Here is a 21,610-nt window from a genome sequence, read left to right as displayed (position 1 = left end):
GGTCAATCCCAGTAGCTGCCCTGCACCATGGCGCGCAGACTGCCGTGGTGCAGGATCAGTGTGTCCGGGTCGGCCGGGACGGCGACTTCACCGAAGTGCACCTGCCGGTAGGCGACGCGCAGCATGACGATCGCCTGCCGCAGCGCGGCGTACAGGGTGTAGAAGTCCATGTCGCGCGGGGCGTGGCCGGTGAGTTCGACGTAGCGCGCCTCGATGCGGTCGCGGCGCAGGAAGTCCGGCAGTCCGCGCTGACCGAAGGCCTCGGTGAGGTCCTGGAAGAAGCGGTGCAGATACACGGTCCAGCCGAGGTCGACCTCGCGCGGGGCGAGCGCGGCCATCTCCCAGTCGAGGACAGCGGCGGGGGTGAAGCCGTCGTAGACGACGTTCCCGATGCGCGCGTCGCCCCAGTTGAGGACGGGCGGGCCGGGTTCGCGCGGCCATGTCTCCTCCAGGCGGTCGAAGGCCGCCTCGATGAGCGGTGAGCGGGCGACACCGTCGACGACCCAGTCGTAGTAGGCCCGTTGGGCGGTGACGTGGCGGCGCAGCGCGTCGCCCTCCCCGGGGAGTGCCAGGAACTGGGCTTCCGCCGAAGGCACTTGGTCGTGCAGTCGGGCCAACAGCCCCACGGAGGCCGCCTCCAGGCCCTCCCGCTCCTCGTCGGTCGCCGCGTGCAGCCAGTTGCCCTCGTACGTGTACGGCATGACGTCCGGCGGGACGCGGCCCGCCACGCGCTCCATCACGAAGAAGGGCGCACCGAGCGGGCCGGACTCCTCCTCCAGCCACAGCACCTTCGGCACGGGCAGGTCGGAGTGCTCCCCCACCACCCGCATCGTCCGGTACTGGCGGACCATGTCGTAGACCGGGAAGACGGTGTACGCCGCCGGGTCTGCCGCGAGCCTCAACGCGCAGGCGCGCAGGGGCGGTTCGGGATGCTCGATGTCGAAGAGGAGCGTCTCGCTGGACATGCCGTTGGAGGTGGGGACGGTGACGCCGACCGCCTTCGCGCCGGGCAGCCGGGTGTCGAGCCAGGCGGTCAGACGGCGGGCGAGATCCTCCGGGTCACGGGTGGTCGTACGGGGCCGAGGTGCCGTGGCCATGGGGCAACCCCCTTGTGGGACGACGGAGATGGACGTGGCGCAGCCGTCTACCGGGCGACGGAGTCGAAGCCGCTGAAGCCGCTCGGGTCGTGCCGTCCGAACGAGCCGTGCTCGAAAATGCCGTGGCCCACCTGTCCGTCGAGGCGGAAGCGGGCGGCGTGGTCGGTGACCCCGTACGCGGCCAGGGGGTGCGGCTCAGTGAGGTCGTAGGTACGGCCGTCGGTCCAGCCGCGGCCGCGCCAGGTGCCGTGCTGCCAGTCGTCGGCGGGCGGGTAGCCGGCGCCGAGCGCGAGCGGGGAGGAGGTGAGGATCTCCACCTCCAGCTCCTGGGGCTTGCGCGGGTCTCCGAGGTGGATGAGCGCTCGCTCGGGGTGGCGGGTGCCGGGGCGGTAGGTGATCTCGGTCTGGGGCCAGCCGAGTTGGCGGTCCCGGTGGCCGGGGCGGACGAGGGTGGCGTCGTTGAGGGTGCGGTAGCCGTCGGCGTCCTCCTGGACGATCACCATCAGGAAGCGGTCCGCGAATCGGACGGGGCACCAGATCCAGTGGAAGCCCTCGGTGGGATGCTCCGTCGCGAGCCGGCCGCCTTCCTCGCCCGGTATCGGCCGCACACCCCAGCTGCGGTCCCGGGTGCCGGTCCACCCTTCCGGCGTGACCCGGAACTCCTCGCCGGCCGCGCGCACGACACCCGCCACGCTCCCCGCCTGCACGAACCGCCGCCCTTCCAGGGTGAGCCGGTCGCCGCGGCGCTGGACGTGGTGCGGTTCCCAGAGGGCCGGAAAGTCGGCGGTCCAGGAGAGGTCGTACGACAACGAGTCGTCGTCGCAGACCAGTCGCAGCCGCCGCAGCGGGTCCTCGACCTCGATCCTCAGCGGGCCGACGGCGAGCCGCATCCGGTCCTCGCCGAGCGCGTCCGAGGCGCGCACCGCGTGCAGGACCTGACCGGTGCGCAAGGTGGCGTACGCGTCGATCACACCCAGGTTCGGATACACCCCGAGTCCGAGGATCAGCAGCGCACGGCCCTCGTGGTCGAGGACGTGGAAGATGCAGCGGTCGTAGGCGTTCCGGTCGCCGGTCGCCACGTGCTTCATGGAGAGGGGCACCTGGTGCACCGGGTACTCGTCGAGCGGTACGGGGCGGTCGTCGGCCACGGCAAGCCTCCCTGGAGACGGCTGGGCTGACGGTACGTCAGACATCCGTCGGAGGCCAGACCCGGAGACGCCCGTGAACTCACGCTCGATTCCGCCCACGGGTGACCTGCCCGACCGCCCCGCGTTGCCCTGGTATGACCCCCACATATTCAGCGACCGGGCGTCAGCACCGGGTGTTCGTGCCACCGCCCGCAGAATCGGTTCCGCCGCCACAGCAGCCGGACCCGCCGATCTACCGCGACCTGATGCGGGCGTGGGCCGACCGGGGCCGGACCCTGCCCGGGCGCCACGACCCGGAGTGGGTCCGGCTCGCGGCGCCGCAGGTCAGACCCGGCCAGTTCAGCGCGTCTCCGGCCCCGCCAGGTGACGGGCGATGACCATCCGCTGGATCTGGTTGGTGCCCTCGACGATCTGCAGGACCTTGGCCTCGCGCATGTAGCGCTCCACCGGGAAGTCCGCGGTGTAGCCGTACCCGCCGAGGACCTGGACGGCGTCCGTGGTGACCTTCATCGCCGTGTCCGTGCAGTGCAGCTTGGCCATGGCCGCCTGCTTGGCGAAGGGCCGGCCCGCGTCCCGCAGCCGCGCCGCCGACAGGTACAGGGCGCGGCCCGCCTCGATCTGGGTCGCCATGTCGGCGAGCATGAAGCGCAGCCCCTGGAAGTCGGCGATGGGCTTGCCGAACTGCCGCCGCTCCGTCGCGTACCCCACGGCCGCGTCCAGCGCCGCCTGGGCCACGCCGATCGCGCAGGCCGCGATGCCGAGCCGCCCGGAGTCCAGTGCGGACAGGGCGATCGCGAAGCCCTGGCCCTCGTCGCCGATCCGCCGGTCGTCGCCGACGCGCACGCCGTCGAGGTGGACCTGGGCGGTGGGCGAGCCCTTCATGCCCATCTTCTTCTCCGGCAGGGCCCCGCTGAGGCCCGCCGCGTCACCGGGCACCAGGAAGGCGGTGATCCCGCGGGCGCCCTCCTCGCCGGTGCGGGCCATGACGGTGTAGAAGTCGGCGATGCCGCCGTGCGTGATCCAGGCCTTGGTGCCGGTGATGACCCAGTCGTCGCCGTCCCGGACCGCCCTGGTCCGCAGGGACGCGGCGTCCGAGCCGGACGCCGGTTCGGAGAGGCAGTACGCGCCGAGGAGGCCGCCGCCGAGCATCGCGGGCAGGTGCTCGACCTGCTGCTCCTTGCTGCCGTAGGCGGCGAGGGCGTAGGAGGCGAGGGTGTGCACGCTGACCCCGAGGCCGACGGTGAGCCGGGCCGCGGCGAGTTCCTCGAGGACCTGGAGGTAGACCTCGTACGGCTGGTCGCCGCCGCCGTACTCGGCGTCGTAGGGCAGTCCGAGCAGTCCGGACTCCGAGAGCAGGGTGAAGACCTCGCGCGGGAAGTGTCCCGCGTCCTCCTCCTCGGCCGCCTTGGGGGCGATCTCTCGCTGCGCGATGTCGCGGACGAGCGAGATCAGGTCCCGGGCCTCGTCCGTGGGCAGTTGCCGGTCCACCGGCTGCGGGGCGCGCTCAGGCATGGCGACGCTCTCCTCCTGTCGGGCACATCGACGGACGCGCGCCTTGGGTGGGGCGACTCCGCCGGGGTCTGGCTGAGGGCTGTGCCGATGCTCGCACCCCCGGGTCTCGGAAGCTGCTGACCAGCGGCTCTGCGCTGTGAGTATGCCCGATCGGCGGCACCGAGTCACCAGTTAACGACCGCTTACTTCAGGAAACCTGGAGCAGGGCTCGAGGAGCACGAAATTGGTCCGAACCATTGACGTACTGGTCTAGTCCTCCTACCGTGACGGACCAACGCCTTACCGCGTTCATGCCAATCGGCGCACGCTCCCCTCTCCCCCACGAGGAGACACCCGATGCACATCTCCCCACGTCCCCGCACCCGCTTCCGGGCGCTCGTGTCGGCCGCCTGTTGCGCGGTCCTCGGCGCCGGGCTGCTGGCCGGAGCGGGCACCGCGACCGCCGAGCCCGCCGCCGCGCCCGCTCTCCAGGCATCCAAGGTCGTCGGCTACTTCACCGAATGGGGCACCTACGACCGCAAGTACTACGTCAAGAACATCGAGACGTCCGGCTCCGCGGCCAAGCTCACGCACATCAACTACGCCTTCGGCAACGTCACCGGCGGCAAGTGCGCCATGGGCGACTCCTACGCGGCGACCGACCGGACCTACACCGCCGCCGAGTCGGTGGACGGTGTCGCCGACACCTGGGACCAGCCGCTGCGCGGCAACTTCAACCAGCTGCGGGAGCTGAAGAAGAAGCACCCGGGCCTCAAGGTCCTCTGGTCCTTCGGCGGCTGGACCTGGTCGAGCGGCTTCGGCGAGGCCGCGAAGAACCCGGCCGCGTTCGCGCAGTCCTGCTACGACCTGGTCGAGAACTCCAAGTGGGCCGACGTCTTCGACGGCATCGACATCGACTGGGAGTACCCGAACGCGTGCGGCAACACCTGTGACACCAGCGGCCGGGAGGCGTTCAAGAACCTGATGGCGGCGCTGCGTTCGAAGTTCGGGAGCAGTGCGCTGGTCACCGCGGCCATCACCGCCGACGCCACCTCGGGCGGCAAGATCGACGCGGCGAACTACGCGGGCGCGGCCCAGTACGTCAACTGGTACAACCCGATGACGTACGACTACTTCGGCGCCTGGGCCTCGACCGGCCCGACGGCACCGCACTCGCCGCTCACCTCCTACTCGGGCATCCCGACGGCGAACTACTACACGTCGGCGACCATCGCCAAGCTCAAGGGCCTCGGCATCCCGGCCTCGAAGCTGCTGCTCGGGATCGGCTTCTACGGCCGCGGCTGGACCGGCGTGACCCAGTCGGCCCCCGGCGGCACGGCGACCGGCCCGGCGGCGGGGACGTACGAGCAGGGCATCGAGGACTACAAGGTGCTGAAGTCGAAGTGCCCGGCGACCGGGACCGTGGCCGGCACCGCGTACGCCAAGTGCGGGACCAACTGGTGGAGTTACGACACCCCCGCCACCATCGCGACGAAGATGACGTACAAGAACCAGCAGGGCCTCGGGGGCACCTTCTTCTGGGAGCTGAGCGGGGACACCACGGGCGGTGAGCTGATCAAGGCGATCAACTGACGTCAGGGGCAGGGACGTCGGGGCGGAGGCGCGGAAGCCTCCGCCCTTCGCTCAGGCCTCGTCGCGGCGGGCCGGCTCCGGGGCCGGGTAGGACGGGTCGAGTTCCTCGATGGCGCGCATCGCGCCGCCCAGGGTCTTCACCAGGAGTTCGCGCATGGTGTCGCGGGGCAGTTCGGGGCGGTCGATCCAGTCGAGGGTGGCGCCCTCGACGCTGCACACCCAGGCGAGCAGGCCCATCCGGGCCAGCGGGGCGATGTCGGTGCGGCCGTAGGCGCCTTCGGCGATGGTCGCGACGATCGCCTCGCGCACCCCGTCCCGGATGGCGTGCACCTCGGTGTCGAAGCCGACGCCGCCGCTGACCACCGTGCGGTACGCGGCCTGGTTGTGCTCGGCGTAGCGCAGATAGCTGTCGATCGTGCGCTGGACCCGGTCCACCTGGGGCAGTTGGAGGCCGCTCGCCGCGAAGGTGACCAGGTCGGCGACGGAGTCCTGGATGATCGCCAGGTAGTAACCGCGCTTGGACTGGAAGTAGTAGTAGATCAGCCCCTTGGCGACGTGCGCCTGACGGGCGATGTCGTCCATGGAGAGCGCGTCGTACGACCTGTCGGCGAACAACCGCCGCCCGATCGCGATGAGTTCGGCGCGGCGTGCGACCGAGCGCTCGGTGCCGCGCGCCCGGGGCCGGGCGGCCGCACGCTGATCACTGATATTCAATTTCGACCCTGGTCTCGGGCTGATGGTGGGACACCCGCAGTATGTCAGGTCAAGCAGGAGTCAGGTCACAGAAGACCGAGCTGGGTGACGAGCATGGCGATCACCACGACGAGCGTCCAGCCCGCGATGTGTTCGAAAACCTTCGGGCCGTTGTCCTGGGGACCGCCGGTGCGGGTGCGGGCCCGGGCGGCGGTGGCTGCTGGTGCGGTCATTCGTCCACCTTGCCACCGACCGGGGCTTTTGCGGCCGAGACCTTGGTCACAGGGCCCCGGCGCGCACCGGGGCCCCGCTCCGCCTCAGCGCACGCCCACCGCCGCGAGCGCCTTGCACTGCCGCGGGGTCGGCCTGGCCGGGAAGTACAGGTAGCAGACGCCGCCGGTGCCGGAGACCACCTTGCCGCTGGCGTTGTACCGCTTGGTCCTGAGCCAGATGTTCTCCCACTCGGCCCTCTTGTAGACCCTGCGCACCGCCTCGTCGCTCGGCGAGGCCGGGTCGTTGGCGATCACATCGCCCTCGGCGGTGAAGCCGATGACGGTCATCAGGTGCCCCGAGGTGCCGTACCCCGCCCCGGTGAGCTCGTCCTTCCGGAAGGACTGGGACGTTATGGCCGGGATGCCGGCCGCGATCAGCGTCTCCAGGTCGGTGAGCGAGCCGAGCCGGGTGACCACGCCCTGGAGGCCGTCGAAGGTGGCCGCGTAGGCCGCGTTGAAGGGCCAGTTGCCGCAGCCCGCGTACTGGTAGTCGAACGTGTACCGGGCCGCGTGGCACACCTGCGGATCGGCGTAGGTCGGGTCGACCCAGGCCAGTTGCTCCGGGGTGAGCCGGCCGCCCCAGTACTCGATGATCATCTGCGAGGAGGTGGGGCTGCACCAGGCCTCGCCGCCGTTGTCGTACTCGGGGTACTGGCCGGCGTGGATCTCCTGCGAGTACCGCGGGACGCTCAGCTCCTGGGCCAGCCCCGGTGTGGAGGCCGGGACGGTGAAGCGGTCGGGGATGTCGGAGCCCATGGCGCCGAGCCGCCAGACCGTGGGGGTCTTCTTGGTGCCCGGCTTGCGGTAGAGGGTCAGCCGCAGGCGGTACGAGGTGAGGCGCAGCCCCGACGCCGGGTCGTCGATCGCGAAGGTGTCCGTCCAGATGCTGCTCTTGTCGTCCGTCTGGTCGTCCACCGAGGTCCGCCGGATGTCCTGGTCCCCGGCCGCCCAGCGGCCCATGACGTACCAGGGGGTGTCGGTGCCGTCGGAGTACGTGCCCTTCAGCTCCACCTGGAGCCAGGTGCCGTCCGGGGTGTGCGCGTTCCAGGACGCGATCGCCTCGGTCGAGGGGACGGCGAGCTTGTGGACGGGGGACGTCCAGCTCGCGTACTCCCAGTCGGCCGTCTTGCCGGTGTGCGGGTCGGTGTACCCGACGGTGCCCGCGGCGGTCCCGATGACCAGGCCCGGACGGGCGCCCGCGACGGCCCGCGTGCCCTTCGCGAGACCGCCGCGCCAGTCGGCGTACGACGTCCAGAAACGGTTGTCGACGAGGCGGGCGGAAGCCTGGGCGGGACCTCCGGCACCGCTCGTGGCGACGGCCGGGCCCGCGCTGCCCGCGACCGCGGCGACGACCGCGGCGGTCAGAACGGTTCTCCGGGACGGCTGTTCGGCTCTGCTCATGGGCGGAACGACCCCCAAGTGTGTCCGAGTTCAGGCAGGTCCACTGCCCGTTAGTGCGCCAACTATGACCACAATCGGCAGCCTCCTGCCAGCACTTAACGCCATGCCACGCCCACGAATATTGGCCTGGACCACTGGCATGACCTGCGGAGGTTAGAGTGCACCCCACTCACCACCCCCGACACCCCAGGAACCGGCCATGCGCGACCTCGTCTCCCGGCTCCGCCGGCTCCCCCCGTCCTGCGGGCCGGTCCGGCTGATCGGCGTCGACGGACACGCCGGCTCCGGGAAGTCCACGTTCGCCGGGCGGTTGGCGGCGGAGCTCGGCGGCGCGCCGGTGCTGCACCTCGACGACATCGCGAGCCACGAGGAGTTGTTCGACTGGACCGGGCGGCTGCTGGAGCAGGTGATCGAGCCATGGCGGCGGGGCGAGAGCGCGCACTACGCCCCCTACGACTGGCACGCCCGGCGCTTCGGCCCGCCACGGGATCTGCCCCCGGCCCCCGTGGCCCTCGTCGAAGGTGTCGGCGCCGGGCGGCGGGCCCTGCGGCCGCACCTCGCCCAGCTTCTGTGGATGGAGTTGCCCCGCGAGGAGTCCTGGACCCGGGGGCGCTCCCGGGACGGGGCGGAGCAGCGGGAGTTCTGGGAGGGGTGGGTCCGGGCGGAACGCGCGCACTTCGCGGACGACCCTTCCCGGCCGTTCGCCGATCTTCTGGTCCGGCAGGTGGAGAAGGGGTACGAGGTGCTCACCGGCCCTGCCGGGACCGTTGGACCGGACCAGAAACTCACTCAGGGTGAGGGACCATCCGCAGTGTGCTGAACTTGTGAAGACCCTTGCGGCCGAACTTCCCGGAGTGCTTCAACTCGGCTTGACCGACGGGCCGTACAGGACTTACGTTCTCAATGTGCGGCCTTTCGCAGCCGCCCGCAGTCGCGAAGCCCCCGGTTGTTCCCCCGTGATCGGGGGCTTCGTTCTGCCCTCAACTCCCTTTTCGGGCGCTCCGGGACGCGATCCGCTCACCCTGGGTCACCACACGGAATGCGCCCCATCTGCTCCCACCTCGCCAAACGGCCTGTGCGGCACCCTACGGCGGGCCCTGCCCCCGCAGGTACGATGCCCTCGGTGCGACCTACGGACGGCAGCTCTGCGCACCGTTGCAACTCCGGTCCGCAGCACGGCGGTTCGATCAAGGCGGTCGGCGGGCGACGGCTCGGTGACCAACCGACGGGGGCACGGTTTGTGGGGGACGTGATGGACTTCGGCACGCAGGGCTCCAAGGCCCCGGCCGACCTCGCCTGGCTGCGAGGTGTGGACGCCTACACGATGGGGGCCTATCCGCAGGCGGAGGAGGAGTTCCGGGCCGCGGTGCGGATGGATCCGGGGATGGCCGACGGCTGGCTCGGGCTGCACGCGCTGCGCATCGACACGACGACCGCGCTGCTGCGGATGTTCCGGCACCGCGAGCGCTTCGGGGAACAGCGCGCCCGGCACCGCAGGACCCTCAACTCCTGGTACTGGCTGGGCTGGTGGGTGCAGCCGGTGCTGGAGAGCCCGCGCGACCTGCTGCTCGCGCACGCCTCGCACTGGCTCGACGGACGCCATGTCCCGGAGCTGGACCGGGCCTTGGCGGGCCTGCCGCCCGTGGACGCCGATCCGCAGGTGCGCTTCCTGCACGCCTGCCGGTCCTATCTGGTCAAGGACTGGGACCAGCTCATCCGGCACACCGACCCGTTGATCGACGACCCGCTGCTCGGCATCGAGGCCGGCCTGTTCGGCGGCATGGCGCGGGTGCGGCTGGAGATGTACGGCCAGGCGGAGCCCCTGCTGTCGGCGGCGCTGATGCGCTGCCGCAGCGAGCAGCCGCAGCGCAAGGAACTGCGCTACTGGCTCGCCCGGGCCCACGAGGGCACCGGCCGTTCCGCCGCCGCGCTCCCCCTCTACCGTGCCGTGCACCGCGTCGACCCGGCGTTCATGGACACCTCCGCCCGGCTCGCGGCGATCTCCGAGGGCGACGGCTACGACGACGCGGCCGACCTCGCGGCGATCACGCTGTCCGGCGCGCAGGACGTCCTGGACGGGCCGGACGGTCTCGATCCGCTGTTCGGCACGGAGGGCCGGGACCTCCGGCTGTCCGAGCCCGACCTGCCGACGGGCCCGCTGCCGCAGGTGACCGACCCGGCGGTGCGCGAGAAGCTCGCCACCTCCCCGACCCTGCCCGCCGGCCCCACCGACCCGGTCTTACTCGAGGAAGCGCTCAACGAACTGGAGCGCATGGTGGGCCTGGAGCCCGTGAAACGGCAGGTCAAGGCGCTGTCGGCACAGTTGAACATGGCGCGGCTGCGCGCCGGGCAGGGCCTGCCGGTCCAGCCCCCCAAGCGGCACTTCGTCTTCTCCGGCCCGTCCGGCACCGGCAAGACCACCGTGGCCCGCATCCTGGGCCGCGTCTTCTACGCCCTCGGCCTCCTCGGCGGCGACCATCTGGTCGAGGCCCAGCGGGCCGATCTCGTCGGCGAGTACCTCGGGCAGACCGCTGTGAAGGCCAACGAGCTCATCGACTCCGCGATCGGCGGGGTGCTGTTCGTGGACGAGGCGTACTCGCTCTCCAACTCCGGCTACGGCAAGGGCGACGCGTACGGCGACGAGGCCTTGCAGGTGCTGCTGAAGCGGGCCGAGGACAACCGGGACCACCTGGTGGTGATCCTGGCCGGCTATCCCGAGGGCATGGACCGCCTCCTCGCCGCCAACCCCGGACTGTCCTCGCGCTTCACGACCCGCGTGGACTTCCCGTCGTACCGCCCGTTGGAGCTGACCTCGATCGGTGAGGTCCTCGCCGCGGAGAACGGCGACGTGTGGGACGAGGAGGCGCTGGACGAGCTGCGCTCGATCGCCGGGCACGTGGTGGACCAGGGCTGGATCGACGAGCTGGGCAACGGGCGGTTCCTGCGGACGCTGTACGAGAAGAGCTGCGCGTACCGGGATCTGCGGCTGTCGACCTACCCGGGGATGCTGACGCGGGACGACCTGTCGACGCTGCGGCTGCCGGATCTGATGCAGGCGTACGGAGAGGTGCTGTCGGGGCGGGGGCCACAGGACCCGTCGGCGCTGTAGCCCCCCGCCCGGCGCTACTGGGCGAACGCCTCCTCGGGCTCACCGCTCGCCCGGGGCTCGGTCACCTTCACCTCCGTGGCCTCTCGGTGGGCCGGGTCCGTCACCTCGCCCACCAGGAGTTCGAGCACGTCCTCCAGGGCGACCAGGCCCAGCACCCTGCCCGACGCGTCCGCCACCTGGGCCAGATGCGTCGCCGCGCGGCGCATCACCGTCAGGGCGTCGTCCAGCGGCAGCTCCGACCGGAGGGTCGTCATGGAGCGCCAGATGTGCTGCGGCACCGCCCGCTCGGACTCCTCCAGGTCGAGTACGTCCTTCACGTGCAGGTAGCCCATGAAGGCGCCGTTGTCGGCGGCGACCGGGAAGCGGGAGTAGCCGGTACGGGCGGTCAGCTCGACCACCTGCCCCGGGGTGACCGACGGGCCGACGGTCACCAGGGAGTCGCTCTGGAGCAGTACGTCCGTGACCGGGCGGGAGCCCAGTTCCAGGGCGTCCTCCAGGCGTTCCTGCTCCTCGGGGTCGAGGAGGCCGGCCTGCCCGGAGTCCTCCACCAGGCGGTTGAGCTGTTCGCTGGTGAAGACCGCCTCGACCTCGTCCTTGGGCTCGACGCGGAAGAGCCGCAGGATCGCCTGGGCGCAGGCGCCGAGGGCGATCGTGATGGGCTTGCACACCCGGGCGAAGGCAACGAGACCGGGGCTCAGCCACAGCGCGGCCTTCTCCGGGGCGGCCATCGCCAGGTTCTTCGGGACCATCTCGCCGATGACGAGGTGGAAGAAGACAACCGCGGCGAGCGCGATCACATAGCCCAGCGGGTGGATCATGCCGTGCGGCAGGTGGATCCACTCGAAGACCGGCTCCAGCAGCTGCGCGACGGTCGGTTCGGCGACCGCGCCCAGCGTCAACGAGCAGACGGTGATGCCGAACTGGGCCGCGGCCATCATCTGCGGCAGCCGCTCCAGGCCGTACAGCACCTGGCGGGCCCGGGCCGTGCCGAGCGGTTCGATCTGGCTGCGGCGGACGGAGACGAGCGCGAACTCGGCGCCGACGAAGAAGCCGTTGGCGAGCACGAGCAGCCCGGCGAAGAGGAGTTGGAGCACGCTCATCGGGCGGCCTCCACGACGACACCCGTGCGGACCAGCCGGACCCGCTCGGCGCGGTAGTGGCCGACGCGGCGCACCGACAGCCGCCAGCCGGGCAGTTCGGCCTTGTCACCGACGGCGGGGATCCGGCCGAGCAGGTCGGCGACCAGGCCGGCGACCGTCTCGTACGGCCCCTCGGGTACGTCGAGGCCTATGCGCTGGAGGATGTCGACCCGGCAGCTGCCGTCGGCGTCCCAGGCGGGGCGGCCGTCCTCCGGCGGGGCGGCGGCGAGTTCGGGCACGTCCTGACCGTCGTGCTCGTCGCGGACCTCGCCGACGATCTCCTCAACGATGTCCTCCAGGGTGACCACGCCGGCCGTACCGCCGTACTCGTCGACGACGACGGCGATGGGCTGCTCGCTGCGCAGCTGGGCGAGGAGCGGCTGGACCGGGAGGGTCTCCGGGACCAGCAGCGCCGGGCGGGCGATCCTGCCGACCGGGGTGCGCAGCCGCTCGTGGGTGGGGACGGCCAGGGCGTCCTTGAGATGGACCATGCCGACGATCTCGTCGATCTTCTCCCGGTAGACGGGGAAGCGGGACAGGCCGGTGGCACGGGTGAGGTTGACGACGTCCTCGGCGGTCGCGGACGACTGCAGCGAGCTGACCTTCACGCGCGGGGTCATGACGTGCTGCGCGGTGAGTTCGGCGAGCGACAGGGTCCGTACGAACAGGTCGGCGGTGTCCTGCTCCAGCGCGCCGGCCTGCGCCGAGTGCCGGGCCAGGGAGACGAGTTCACCGGGGGTGCGGGCGGAGGCCAGCTCCTCGGTGGGCTCGACGCCGAGCGCGCGGACGAGGCGGTTGGCCACCGCGTTCAGCGCGGCGATGACCGGGCGGAACAGGCGCGCGAAGGCGTGCTGCGGGCCGGCGACGAAACGGGCGACCTGCAGCGGCTTGGACACCGCCCAGTTCTTGGGCACGAGTTCGCCGATCACCATCTGCACGGCGGACGCCAGCAGCATGCCGATGACGACCGCGACACCGGAGACGGCACCCTCGGGGATGCCGATCGCGGTGATCGGGCCGTGCAGCAGCTCCGCGAGTGCCGGTTCGGCGAGCATGCCGACGACGAGGGAGGTGATGGTGATGCCGAGCTGGGTGCCGGAGAGCTGGAAGGAGAGCTCCTTGAGCGACTCCACGACCGTACGGGCGCGTTTGTCGCCCTCGGCAGCAGCCTTCTCGGCTTCCGGCCGCTCGACGGTGACGAGGCCGAACTCGGCCGCGACGAAGAAGCCGTTGGCGAGAATCAGCAGGAAGGCGGCTGCGAGGAGCAGCAGGGGGATGGTCATGATGCCGCCGCCTCACCGGTATGTCGGGAGGGGGCGGCGCAGGTACTACAGGACGATCCGTCCATCGCTGGAGGGAATCACTCCTCGGGTAGCGGTCGGGCCGCTGAGGGCCGGTCGGGACATCAGCGGCGGAGGCGCGACGAAAACGCCTCCGCGAACAGATTAATCAAGACAGGGCCCTCTACGGCAGATCCCTTGGGCCACGGGCCTCGACGAGCGCCCGCAGAGCGCGGGCGTCGGCGATGGCCTGCTGTTTGGCGATGCCCGGCTGGATGCCCAGGGCGGGCAGGCTGGTGCCGTCGCTGAGGTTGAGGAACACCCAGGGGTCGCCGGGGCGGAGGTTCACCTGGATGATCTCGGCCCAGTCGAGGCGGCGCCTGCTCGCGATGTTCACCACGGTGACGCCGGAGTCGTCGGCGACCACCTTGACGCGGGCGAGCATGGCCAGGACGCCGAAGAGGAGGGCCGCGGTGACGATGAAGCTGAGCCGCTCACCGGGGCCGAGCTTCTCCAGGAGCAGCGCGATCGCGGTGATCGTGGCGAAGATCGCGACACCGGCGGTGAGCAGCACGGCGCGGGTGCGGCCGGGGCGGAAGGTGACGGGGAGGGCGGGCACGTCGGACATGGCTGCGGGGTACCTCAGAGACGGCAGGCGTGGATGGCCGTCGTCAGGATGGCCCGCGCGCCGATGTCGTACAGGTCGTCCATGATCCGCTGCGCCTCCTTGGCGGGGACCATCGCGCGGACGGCGACCCAGCCCTCGTTGTGCAGCGGGGAGACGGTCGGGGACTCCAGGCCCGGCGTGAGGGCGACGGCCTTCTCCAGCTGCTCGACGCGGCAGTCGTAGTCCATCATCACGTAGGTCCGGGCGACGAGGACGCCCTGGAGGCGGCGCAGGAACTGCTGCACCTTGGGCTCGTTCTCCGAGGAGGTGTCCGCGTCCGTGCGGCGGATCACGACCGCCTCGGACTTCATGATCGGCTCGCCGAAGACCTCCAGGCCCGCGTTGCGCAGCGAGGTGCCGGTCTCGACGACGTCCGCGATGACCTCGGCGACGCCGAGCTCGATGGCGGTCTCGACGGCGCCGTCGAGGTGGACGACGGAGGCGTCGACGCCGCTGTCGGCGAGGTGGCCCTCGACGATGCCCTCGTAGGAGGTGGCGACCGTCTTGCCCTTGAGGTCCTGGACGCCGGTCGCGGTGCCGGGCTTGGCGGCGAAACGGAAGGTGGAGCGGGCGAAGCCGAGCGGGAGGATCTCCTCGGCCTTGGCGCCGGAGTCGATGAGCAGGTCGCGGCCGGTGATGCCGATGTCGAGGCGGCCGGAGGAGACGTAGATCGCGATGTCGCGGGGGCGGAGGTAGAAGAACTCCACCTCGTTCTCCGGGTCGACGATCCGCAGTTCCTTGGACTCGCGGCGCTGCTGGTAGCCGGCCTCATGCAGCATCTCCGCCGCAGGGCCTGACAGGGAACCCTTGTTGGGGACGGCGATGCGCAGCATGAGGTCGGCTTCCTTACGTGAGAGGTGTGGGGTGCGGCGGGTGCGACTTAAAGGTGGGCGTAGACGTCGTCCAGCGAGATGCCGCGGGCGACCATCATCACCTGGACGTGGTACAGCAGCTGCGAGATCTCCTCGGCAGCGGCCTCCTTGCCCTCGTACTCGGCGGCCATCCAGACTTCGGCGGCTTCCTCGACGACCTTCTTGCCGATGGCATGGACGCCCTTGCCGACCAGTTCCGCGGTGCGGGAGGTGGCGGGGTCGCCGTGTGCGGCCTTGTGCTGGAGCTCGGTGAAGAGCTCCTCGAACGTCTTATTGGACATGGTGACGCTCAGCCTATGCCACACCCGCCGTCCGTCAGCGCCACGGTTCAGATACTGAGCGGAGGGTGGCCGCGGTCGCCACCGCCGCCGTCACCGCCTCGTGCCCCTTGTCCTCGTTGGAGCCCTCGAGGCCGGCCCGGTCTAGGGCCTGCTCCTCGGTGTCGCAGGTCAGCACGCCCATGCCGACGGGGACGCCGGTCTCGACGGAGACCTGGGTGAGGCCCTGGGTGACGCCCTGGCACACGTACTCGAAGTGGGGGGTGCCGCCGCGGATCACGACGCCGAGGGCGACGATCGCGTCGTAGCCCCGCCCGGCCAGCACCTTGGCGACGACCGGGAGCTCCCAGCTGCCGGGGACCCGGAGCAGGGTCGGCTCGTCGATGCCCAGGTCGTGCAGGGCGCGCAGGGCGCCGTCGACCAGTCCGTCCATCACCTTCTCGTGCCACTGCGCCGCGATGACGGCGACCCGCAGGTCGCCCACGTTGCGTACGGACAGCTCCGGTGCACCCTTGCCGCTCACGTTCTCAGGTCTCCTAGATGTGCTTTACAGGGGTTACTGGTTGTTGCAGGCGGACACGGGGGCCGCGGGGGCGGTGTCCAGCCAGGGCAGGTCGTGGCCCATCCGGTCCCGCTTGGTGCGCAGGTAACGGAGGTTGTGCTCGCCCGCCTGTACGGGCATCGGCTCCCGGCTGTTGACCTTGAGTCCGTGGCGGAGCAGGGCGTCGGACTTGTCGGGGTTGTTGGTCATCAGGCGGACGCTGCGCACGCCGAGGTCCTTGAGGATCTGGGCGCCGGCGCCGTAGTCCCGGGCGTCGGCGGGCAGACCGAGTTCCAGGTTGGCGTCGAGGGTGTCACGGCCGCGCTCCTGGAGTTCGTAGGCCCGCAGCTTGGACAGCAGGCCGATGCCGCGTCCCTCGTGGCCGCGCAGGTAGACCACCACTCCCCTGCCCTCGTTCTGGATGCGCTCCAGGGAGGCGTCGAGCTGGGGGCCGCAGTCGCAGCGGGCGGAGCCGAAGACATCGCCGGTGAGGCATTCGGAGTGGACGCGGACCAGGACGTCCTCGCCGTCGCCGATCTCGCCGTGCACGAGGGCGACGTGCTCGACGCCGTCGACGGTGGAGCGGTAGCCGTACGCCGTGAACTCGCCGTGGGCGGTGGGCAGCCGGGTCTCGGCCTCGCGGTGGACGGTGGGCTCGGCGGAGCGGCGGTAGGCGATCAGGTCCTCGATGGAGATGATCGTCAGGCCGTGCTTGCGGGCGAACGGGATCAGCTCGGGCAGGCGCAGCATCCGGCCGTCCTCGCCGGCGATCTCGACGATCGCGCCGGCCGGGCGCAGGCCCGCGAGGCGGGCGAGGTCGACGGCGGCCTCGGTGTGGCCGTTGCGGACCAGCACGCCGCCGGGCTGGGCGCGCAGCGGGAAGACATGGCCGGGGCGGACGAAGTCGGTGGGCTCGGCGTCGCCGCTCGCCAGCAGCCGGAGTGTGGTGGCGCGGTCGGCGGCGGAGATGCCGGTGGTCACGCCGTGGGCGCCGGAGGCGTCGACGGAGACGGTGAACGCCGTCTTCATCTGCTCGGTGTTGTCCTCGACCATCTGCGGGAGCCGGAGCCGGTCCAGCTCCTCGCCCTCCATGGGAGCGCAGATCAGGCCGCGGCACTCGCTCATCATGAAGGCCACGATCTCGGGGGTGATCTTCTCGGCCGCGACGACGAGGTCGCCCTCGTTCTCCCGGTCCTCGTCGTCGACGACGACGATCGGGCGGCCGGCCGCGATGTCGGCGACGGCCTGCTCGACCGGGTCGAGCGCGAAGTCCTCGATGCCGTCCGTGCTGTACAGGATCGTTGCGGTGCTCATGCCGGCGCTCCTTCCAGAGCGGGCCGCGCGGCCGTGCGGGAGCGCAGCCACCAGTCGCGCATGCCCCACAGGACGAGCGCGCCGTAGATGACGTAGACGAAGCCGGAGAAGGCGTAACCGTTGGCGAAGTTGAGGGGGACGCCGACCAGGTCGACGAGGAGCCAGGCGATCCAGAACTCGACCATGCCGCGCGCCTGGGCGTACATCGCGGCGACGGTGCCGACGAAGATGTAGGCGTCCGGCCAAGGGTCCCAGGACAGGCTCGGGTAGGCCTTGAACAGCAGGGCGACGGCGACGGTGCCGACGGCCGCGGCGGCGGTCATCGCGCCGCGCTCGCGCCAGCTGGCGAACCGCGGGGCGATGTGACCGTCGCCGCCCTGCTCCTTGCTGCGGTTCCACTGCCACCAGCCGTACAGCGCGACGACCATGACGATCGCCTGCTTGCCGGCGCTGCCGGTCAGATGGCCGTAGAAGGCGCCGAAGAGGATGAGGCCGGCCAGGAACTGCACGGGCCAGCTCCAGATGGAGCGGCGCCAGCCGAGGGCGAGGGCGATCAGGCCGAAGATGTTGCCGATCATGTCCGACCAGAGGATGTGCTGGCCGAAGAGGCTGAACGCCTCGGTGTTGAGCGAGTTCACTTGCCCGCTCCCTGCGTGCTCGCGAGCAGCCGCTCGACGTACTTGGCGACGACGTCGACCTCGAGGTTGACCGGGTCGCCGGGCTGCTTGTGGCCGAGCGTGGTCAGGTCGAGGGTGGCGGGGATGAGGCTGACCGTGAAGTAGTCGGGGCCGGCCTCGACGACGGTGAGGCTGATGCCGTCGACCGTGATGGAGCCCTTCTCCACGACGTAGCGCGAGAGGTCCGCGGGGAGCGAGACCTTCACGATCTCCCAGTTCTCGGAGGGCTTGCGCTCCAGCACCTGGCCCGTGCCGTCCACATGGCCCTGCACGATGTGGCCGCCGAGGCGGGCGCCCACGGCGGTGGGGCGCTCGAGGTTGACGCGGGAGCCGACGGTGAGGGCGCCGAGGCTGGAGCGGTTGAGGGTCTCCGCCATGACGTCGGCGGTGAACTCGTCGCCCTCGTGCTCGACGACGGTGAGACAGACCCCGTTCACGGCGATGGAGTCGCCGTGCTTCGCGCCGTCGGTGACGACGGGGCCGCGCAGCCGGAAGCGGGAGGCGTCGCCGAGATTCTCGACGGCGGTGACCTCACCCAGCTCTTCGACGATTCCGGTGAACACTTCCCGGGTCCTCCTGCCTCATTCGGGCACGGACTCCGGGGCTGTCGATGACGACAGAATGAGCGAGCAGGAACACCGGGGGCGACGCCGGACAGAGTCGTCCACGAGGACGAACACTTACGGCGGCGCGACACGAATGCCCGCCCGCCGCGCACTGCCTCCCATCCGGACTTTAACCGTCGGTCCAGGAATTTCACCTGGTCAACCGGCCGCTGGAAGCGGTCGGGTCGCGGACTGTAACCGCCGGTTCGGACTTTCACCGACCCCGGAGTGCGCTGCTTCTGGTACAGGGCCAGTGTGCCACGCCTGATCGTGGTCCATACGGGTGAGTTGTGTGGAGTGGCTCACAGGTGCCGTGACTGGACTTCTCAACTCGACCGAGTTGTAAGACTCTTTGGTCTAGTCCTTTCTGGATCACCGCAGACCGGCCCGGCGGCGGTGACGACGGCCCTTGCCCGCCGCCGGGCCCTTCAGTTCAGGCCTGGCGTCAGCGCTCAGGCGGGCTGAAGAGTTCGTCCTGGGCACGGTCCCGTGCCGTCAGCAGCGCGCCCCGCAGCACCGCCGCGCCGCCCAGCGCGCCGGCCCGTACCTCGGTCGGCAGCGGTGACATCCGGCGCACCCGCGCCTCCACCCTCCGTGCCAAGCCCGCTCCGCCCGCCTGCCCCACCTCGCCGCCCAGCACCACGCAGCCGGGGTCCAGGACGGCCACCACGGACGAGACGCCCACGGCGATGCGGTCGGCGAGGGCGTCCAGGAAGGCCGTGGTCCCGGCGGCGACCAGCCCCGCCGCCACCGGCGCATGCCCGTCGGCCTCCGCCACCACCCCGTACTCCTCCGCCAGCTCCGCGATCGCCGCCGAGCCCGCCAGCGAGTGGAAGCCGCCCTCGCATCCCGTCGCCGACGGCAGCCCCGCCGTCCCCGGTACCGGCAGGAAGCCGATCTCCCCCGTGCCGCCGGAAGCACCGCGCCGCAGCGAACCGTCCAGGACCACCGCCGCGCCGGTGCCGTGACCGAGCCACAGCAGGACGAAGGTGTCCCGGTCGCCGGCCACACCGTCCCGCTGCTCCGCCAGGGCCGCCAGGTTCGTCTCGTTCTCGACCTGGACCCGAGCCTCCGGGAGGCGTTCCTGGAGGGTGGCGACCAGGCGGCGGTGCCACTCGGGCAGGCCCGTGGAGTTGCGGAGTTCACCCGTGGCGGGGTCGATGAGGCCGGGGGCACCGATGCCGACGGTGTGCAGGCGGTCGGCGCCGGCCTCCTTGGCGACCCGCTCCACCAGGGCCACCGCCTGCTCGACCGCCGGTCCGGTGCCGACGTCCCCGGCGATCGGGGCCGAGGACTCGGCCAGTACCCGGCCCAGCAGATCGGAGACGACGACCGAGACGCCCTCGGTGCGCACGTCGAGCGCGGCCAGATGGGCACGGTCGGCGACGATGCCGTACAGCTTCGCGTTCGGCCCCCGGCGCTGCTCGCCCGACTCCCCGGCCACCTCGATCAGCCCGGCCGCGGCGAGGCGCTCGACGAGGTCGGCGACCGTCGGCCGGGACAGGCCGGTGAGCTGCTTCAACTGCCCTGCCGTCAACGGCCCTTCGCGCTGGAGCAGACGCAGGGCGAGCCGGTCGTTGATGGCCCGGGCGGTGCTGGGGGATGCGGGCATGCCGGGATCCTTCCAGATCGGCGGCTTTTCATGTTCTATCTATCAGGCAGGGTCCCTGATAGTTTACGGCGTCGGCGGGATCCACAGGCCGCAAAGGGGCGGGAGAGTATGAGTGACGTGCTGTACGACCAGCGGCAGGTGAAGCGCGCCCGCTACGCCGTGGCCGCCGTCTTCGCCGTGCACGGTGCCGTCACCGGCTCGTTCGCGACCCGCGTGCCGTGGATCCAGGACCATGCCTCGGTGAGCGCCGGGCAGTTGGGCCTCGCCCTCGCCTTCCCCGCACTCGGAGCGTCCGTGGCGATGCCGCTCGCGGGGAGCATCAGCCACCGCTTCGGCGCCCGCAACGCGCTGCGCGGCCTCATCTCCCTGTGGACGCTGTCCCTGGTCCTGCCGTCCGTGTCCCCGAACCTGGTCGCCCTGTGTCTGGCGCTGTTCGTGTACGGCGCCACGGCCGGTATGGCGGACGTGGCCATGAACGCGCTCGGCGTCGAGGTCGAGAACCGGCTCGGCCGGTCGATCATGTCCAGCCTGCACGGCATGTGGAGCGTGGGCACGCTGATCGGCTCGGCGGCCGGCACCCTCGCCGCCCACCTGGGCTCGGACGCGCGGCTGCACCACGCGCTCGCGGCGGCCGTCCTCACCTGCCTCGGCCTGCTGTCCTGCCGCTGGGTGCTGGACCTCCAGCCCGCCGAGGACGAGGAGGCGCCGCCCCGCTTCGCCCTGCCGCCGAAGTCGGCGCTGCTCATCGGTGCCGTGGGCTTCTGCGCGGTGTTCGCGGAGGGCGCGAGCCTGGACTGGTCCGCGGTCTATCTGCGGGACCAGCTGGAGACGTCGGCGGGGCTCGCGGCGGCGTGCACGACCGGCTTCACGCTGACGATGGCGATCGCGCGGCTCGCCGGCGACCGGATCGTCGACCGGTACGGATCGGTGCGCACGGTCCGGGCGGGCGGCGCGCTCGCCGCGCTCGGCGGACTGCTGATCGTCACCGCCCGCAACCCGGCCATGGCGATGTCCGGGTTCGCCCTGATGGGGCTGGGGATCGCGGTGGTCGTGCCGCTGTGCTTCGCCGCCGCAGGGCGCAGCGGCTCGAACCCGAGCCTGGCCATCGCCGGTGTCGCGACGATCACCTACACCTCGGGGCTGGTCGCGCCGAGCGCGATCGGCACCATCGCCCAGGCGACCAGCCTGCTGGTGTCGTTCATCCTGGTGACGGTCCTGGCGAGCGGCCTCGTGGCCTTCGCGGGCGTGCTGCGGGGCGGCGACCGCGACCGCCCGAAGATCAGCCCTCCGGCAGCAGCAGTTCCCGACCCGCGGCCCTGAACCGCTCGCTCCACGGCGCCGGCCGCAGGGTCTCGGAGTCCAGCCGTACGAGGACCCGGGCACCCCGCGCGTAGGTCACCGCGCCGTCCCGCGAACAGAAGCGGAAGCCGTACGTCAGCCCGGTCGTGCCGAGCCTCTCCAGCCAGAGGTGGACGGCGTAGACGCCGGTCCTCGTCACCGGCGCCTCGTACGAGATGCGCAGTTCCTTGACGGCGTTGCAGGCGTCGCCGGCCGCCGCCCAGTCGCCCTCGAAGTGGATGCCGTGCTCCTGCCACAGCTCGGTCCAGGCCTGCTCGACCTTGAGCGGGTAGCGGGCGTTGTGCAGGAGGCCGAGCGCGTCCAGGTCGTCGAAGTGGACGGTGACGGGGATCAGCCGGCCGTGGGACACGGCGGGGGCGGTCGGGGCTTCGGCGGTCACGGGTGGTGCTCCAGGGACGTACGGCAGGGACCCCCTCATGCTAAGCGGTCGCTCACCCTCTGGTTGCGCTCGGGGCGGTGACC

The 21,610-nt window shown here is 71.2% G+C and carries 21 protein-coding genes and 1 riboswitch; of the genes, 4 read left to right on the top strand and 17 right to left on the bottom strand.

Annotated elements, in window-relative coordinates:
- Window positions 1-2 precede the first annotated feature (2 nt).
- The 3 genes from ACFUO4_RS43590 to ACFUO4_RS43580 form a co-directional block, all read right to left on the bottom strand.
- A complete protein-coding gene (locus ACFUO4_RS43590) occupies window positions 3-1,097 on the bottom strand; it encodes a phosphotransferase family protein (RefSeq protein ID WP_383496256.1) in 1,095 nt (364 codons plus the stop codon).
- 47 nt (window positions 1,098-1,144) lie between these two features.
- On the bottom strand, window positions 1,145-2,245 hold the full coding sequence (locus tag ACFUO4_RS43585) for a hypothetical protein (protein ID WP_383496253.1): 1,101 nt from the start codon (window positions 2,243-2,245) through the stop codon (window positions 1,145-1,147).
- Between the two features lie 339 nt (window positions 2,246-2,584).
- Window positions 2,585-3,757, bottom strand: a complete 1,173-nt coding sequence (locus ACFUO4_RS43580) for an acyl-CoA dehydrogenase family protein (protein WP_079308782.1) — start codon at window positions 3,755-3,757, stop codon at window positions 2,585-2,587.
- A 336-nt stretch (window positions 3,758-4,093) separates the two neighbouring features.
- Between ACFUO4_RS43580 and ACFUO4_RS43575 the strand changes: the two genes are divergently transcribed.
- Entirely contained in the window at window positions 4,094-5,329 is a 1,236-nt protein-coding gene (locus ACFUO4_RS43575; protein WP_079308781.1) for a glycoside hydrolase family 18 protein, read from the top strand.
- Window positions 5,330-5,380: 51 nt separating this feature from the next.
- Here ACFUO4_RS43575 and ACFUO4_RS43570 read toward each other — a convergent pair whose 3' ends face one another.
- From ACFUO4_RS43570 to ACFUO4_RS43560, 3 genes are all read right to left on the bottom strand, one after another.
- Window positions 5,381-6,043, bottom strand: coding sequence for a TetR/AcrR family transcriptional regulator (locus ACFUO4_RS43570; protein WP_079308780.1), 663 nt, complete (start codon window positions 6,041-6,043; stop codon window positions 5,381-5,383).
- Window positions 6,044-6,108: 65 nt separating this feature from the next.
- Window positions 6,109-6,255, bottom strand: a complete 147-nt coding sequence (locus ACFUO4_RS43565; protein WP_128112099.1) for an SCO1431 family membrane protein — start codon at window positions 6,253-6,255, stop codon at window positions 6,109-6,111.
- 84 nt (window positions 6,256-6,339) lie between these two features.
- Window positions 6,340-7,695, bottom strand: a complete 1,356-nt coding sequence (locus tag ACFUO4_RS43560; protein WP_383496246.1) for a peptidase C39 family protein — start codon at window positions 7,693-7,695, stop codon at window positions 6,340-6,342.
- Between the two features lie 199 nt (window positions 7,696-7,894).
- Between ACFUO4_RS43560 and ACFUO4_RS43555 the strand changes: the two genes are divergently transcribed.
- Window positions 7,895-8,515 carry a uridine kinase gene (locus ACFUO4_RS43555; RefSeq protein ID WP_383496242.1) on the top strand — a complete coding sequence of 207 codons (621 nt, stop codon included), beginning with the start codon at window positions 7,895-7,897 and terminating at the stop codon, window positions 8,513-8,515.
- 432 nt (window positions 8,516-8,947) lie between these two features.
- On the top strand, window positions 8,948-10,804 hold the full coding sequence (locus ACFUO4_RS43550; protein ID WP_383496239.1) for an AAA family ATPase: 1,857 nt from the start codon (window positions 8,948-8,950) through the stop codon (window positions 10,802-10,804).
- A 14-nt stretch (window positions 10,805-10,818) separates the two neighbouring features.
- Here the strand turns inward: ACFUO4_RS43550 and ACFUO4_RS43545 are convergent, their stop codons facing one another.
- From ACFUO4_RS43545 to ACFUO4_RS43500, 10 genes are all read right to left on the bottom strand, one after another.
- Window positions 10,819-11,904 (bottom strand): hemolysin family protein, encoded by a 1,086-nt coding sequence (locus tag ACFUO4_RS43545; protein WP_079308777.1) that lies wholly within the window; start codon window positions 11,902-11,904, stop codon window positions 10,819-10,821.
- The gene (locus ACFUO4_RS43540; protein ID WP_079308776.1) at window positions 11,901-13,226 is read right to left on the bottom strand and encodes a hemolysin family protein; all 1,326 of its coding nucleotides are present in this window, start codon (window positions 13,224-13,226) and stop codon (window positions 11,901-11,903) included. The genes ACFUO4_RS43545 and ACFUO4_RS43540 overlap by 4 nt, the downstream gene beginning before the upstream one ends.
- Before the next feature lie 181 nt (window positions 13,227-13,407).
- A complete protein-coding gene (locus ACFUO4_RS43535) occupies window positions 13,408-13,851 on the bottom strand; it encodes a PH domain-containing protein (RefSeq protein WP_383496234.1) in 444 nt (147 codons plus the stop codon).
- A 14-nt stretch (window positions 13,852-13,865) separates the two neighbouring features.
- Window positions 13,866-14,723, bottom strand: a complete 858-nt coding sequence (hisG, locus tag ACFUO4_RS43530; RefSeq protein WP_383496231.1) for an ATP phosphoribosyltransferase — start codon at window positions 14,721-14,723, stop codon at window positions 13,866-13,868.
- Window positions 14,724-14,770: 47 nt separating this feature from the next.
- Window positions 14,771-15,043, bottom strand: a complete 273-nt coding sequence (locus ACFUO4_RS43525; RefSeq protein ID WP_030946750.1) for a phosphoribosyl-ATP diphosphatase — start codon at window positions 15,041-15,043, stop codon at window positions 14,771-14,773.
- Between the two features lie 34 nt (window positions 15,044-15,077).
- Window positions 15,078-15,563: a 6,7-dimethyl-8-ribityllumazine synthase gene (gene ribH / locus ACFUO4_RS43520; RefSeq protein WP_020128903.1), complete on the bottom strand. Its 486-nt coding sequence runs from the start codon at window positions 15,561-15,563 to the stop codon at window positions 15,078-15,080.
- 33 nt (window positions 15,564-15,596) lie between these two features.
- Window positions 15,597-16,895, bottom strand: coding sequence for a bifunctional 3,4-dihydroxy-2-butanone-4-phosphate synthase/GTP cyclohydrolase II (locus ACFUO4_RS43515; RefSeq protein ID WP_079308773.1), 1,299 nt, complete (start codon window positions 16,893-16,895; stop codon window positions 15,597-15,599).
- Window positions 16,892-17,533 carry a nicotinamide riboside transporter PnuC gene (locus tag ACFUO4_RS43510; RefSeq protein ID WP_383496226.1) on the bottom strand — a complete coding sequence of 214 codons (642 nt, stop codon included), beginning with the start codon at window positions 17,531-17,533 and terminating at the stop codon, window positions 16,892-16,894. The genes ACFUO4_RS43515 and ACFUO4_RS43510 overlap by 4 nt, the downstream gene beginning before the upstream one ends.
- Window positions 17,530-18,135 carry a riboflavin synthase gene (locus ACFUO4_RS43505; RefSeq protein WP_383496223.1) on the bottom strand — a complete coding sequence of 202 codons (606 nt, stop codon included), beginning with the start codon at window positions 18,133-18,135 and terminating at the stop codon, window positions 17,530-17,532. Before ACFUO4_RS43505 ends, ACFUO4_RS43510 begins: the two co-directional genes overlap by 4 nt.
- Before the next feature lie 147 nt (window positions 18,136-18,282).
- A riboswitch (FMN riboswitch) is annotated at window positions 18,283-18,413 on the bottom strand.
- A 209-nt stretch (window positions 18,414-18,622) separates the two neighbouring features.
- Window positions 18,623-19,789: an ROK family transcriptional regulator gene (locus tag ACFUO4_RS43500; protein WP_383496220.1), complete on the bottom strand. Its 1,167-nt coding sequence runs from the start codon at window positions 19,787-19,789 to the stop codon at window positions 18,623-18,625.
- 108 nt (window positions 19,790-19,897) lie between these two features.
- Between ACFUO4_RS43500 and ACFUO4_RS43495 the strand changes: the two genes are divergently transcribed.
- Window positions 19,898-21,109 (top strand): MFS transporter, encoded by a 1,212-nt coding sequence (locus ACFUO4_RS43495; protein ID WP_383496218.1) that lies wholly within the window; start codon window positions 19,898-19,900, stop codon window positions 21,107-21,109.
- Here ACFUO4_RS43495 and ACFUO4_RS43490 read toward each other — a convergent pair.
- Window positions 21,069-21,527, bottom strand: a complete 459-nt coding sequence (locus ACFUO4_RS43490; protein WP_383496215.1) for an acyl-CoA thioesterase — start codon at window positions 21,525-21,527, stop codon at window positions 21,069-21,071. The two genes, ACFUO4_RS43495 and ACFUO4_RS43490, sit on opposite strands and share 41 nt — an antisense overlap.
- Window positions 21,528-21,610: the final 83 nt, after the last annotated feature.

Origin of the sequence: Streptomyces sp. NPDC057280 (assembly GCF_042668605.1) — a bacterium.
Taxonomy (GTDB): Bacteria; Actinomycetota; Actinomycetes; order Streptomycetales; family Streptomycetaceae; genus Streptomyces.
Note: the sequence above shows the minus strand (reverse complement) of the source record. Positions and strands in the feature narration are given on the sequence as shown.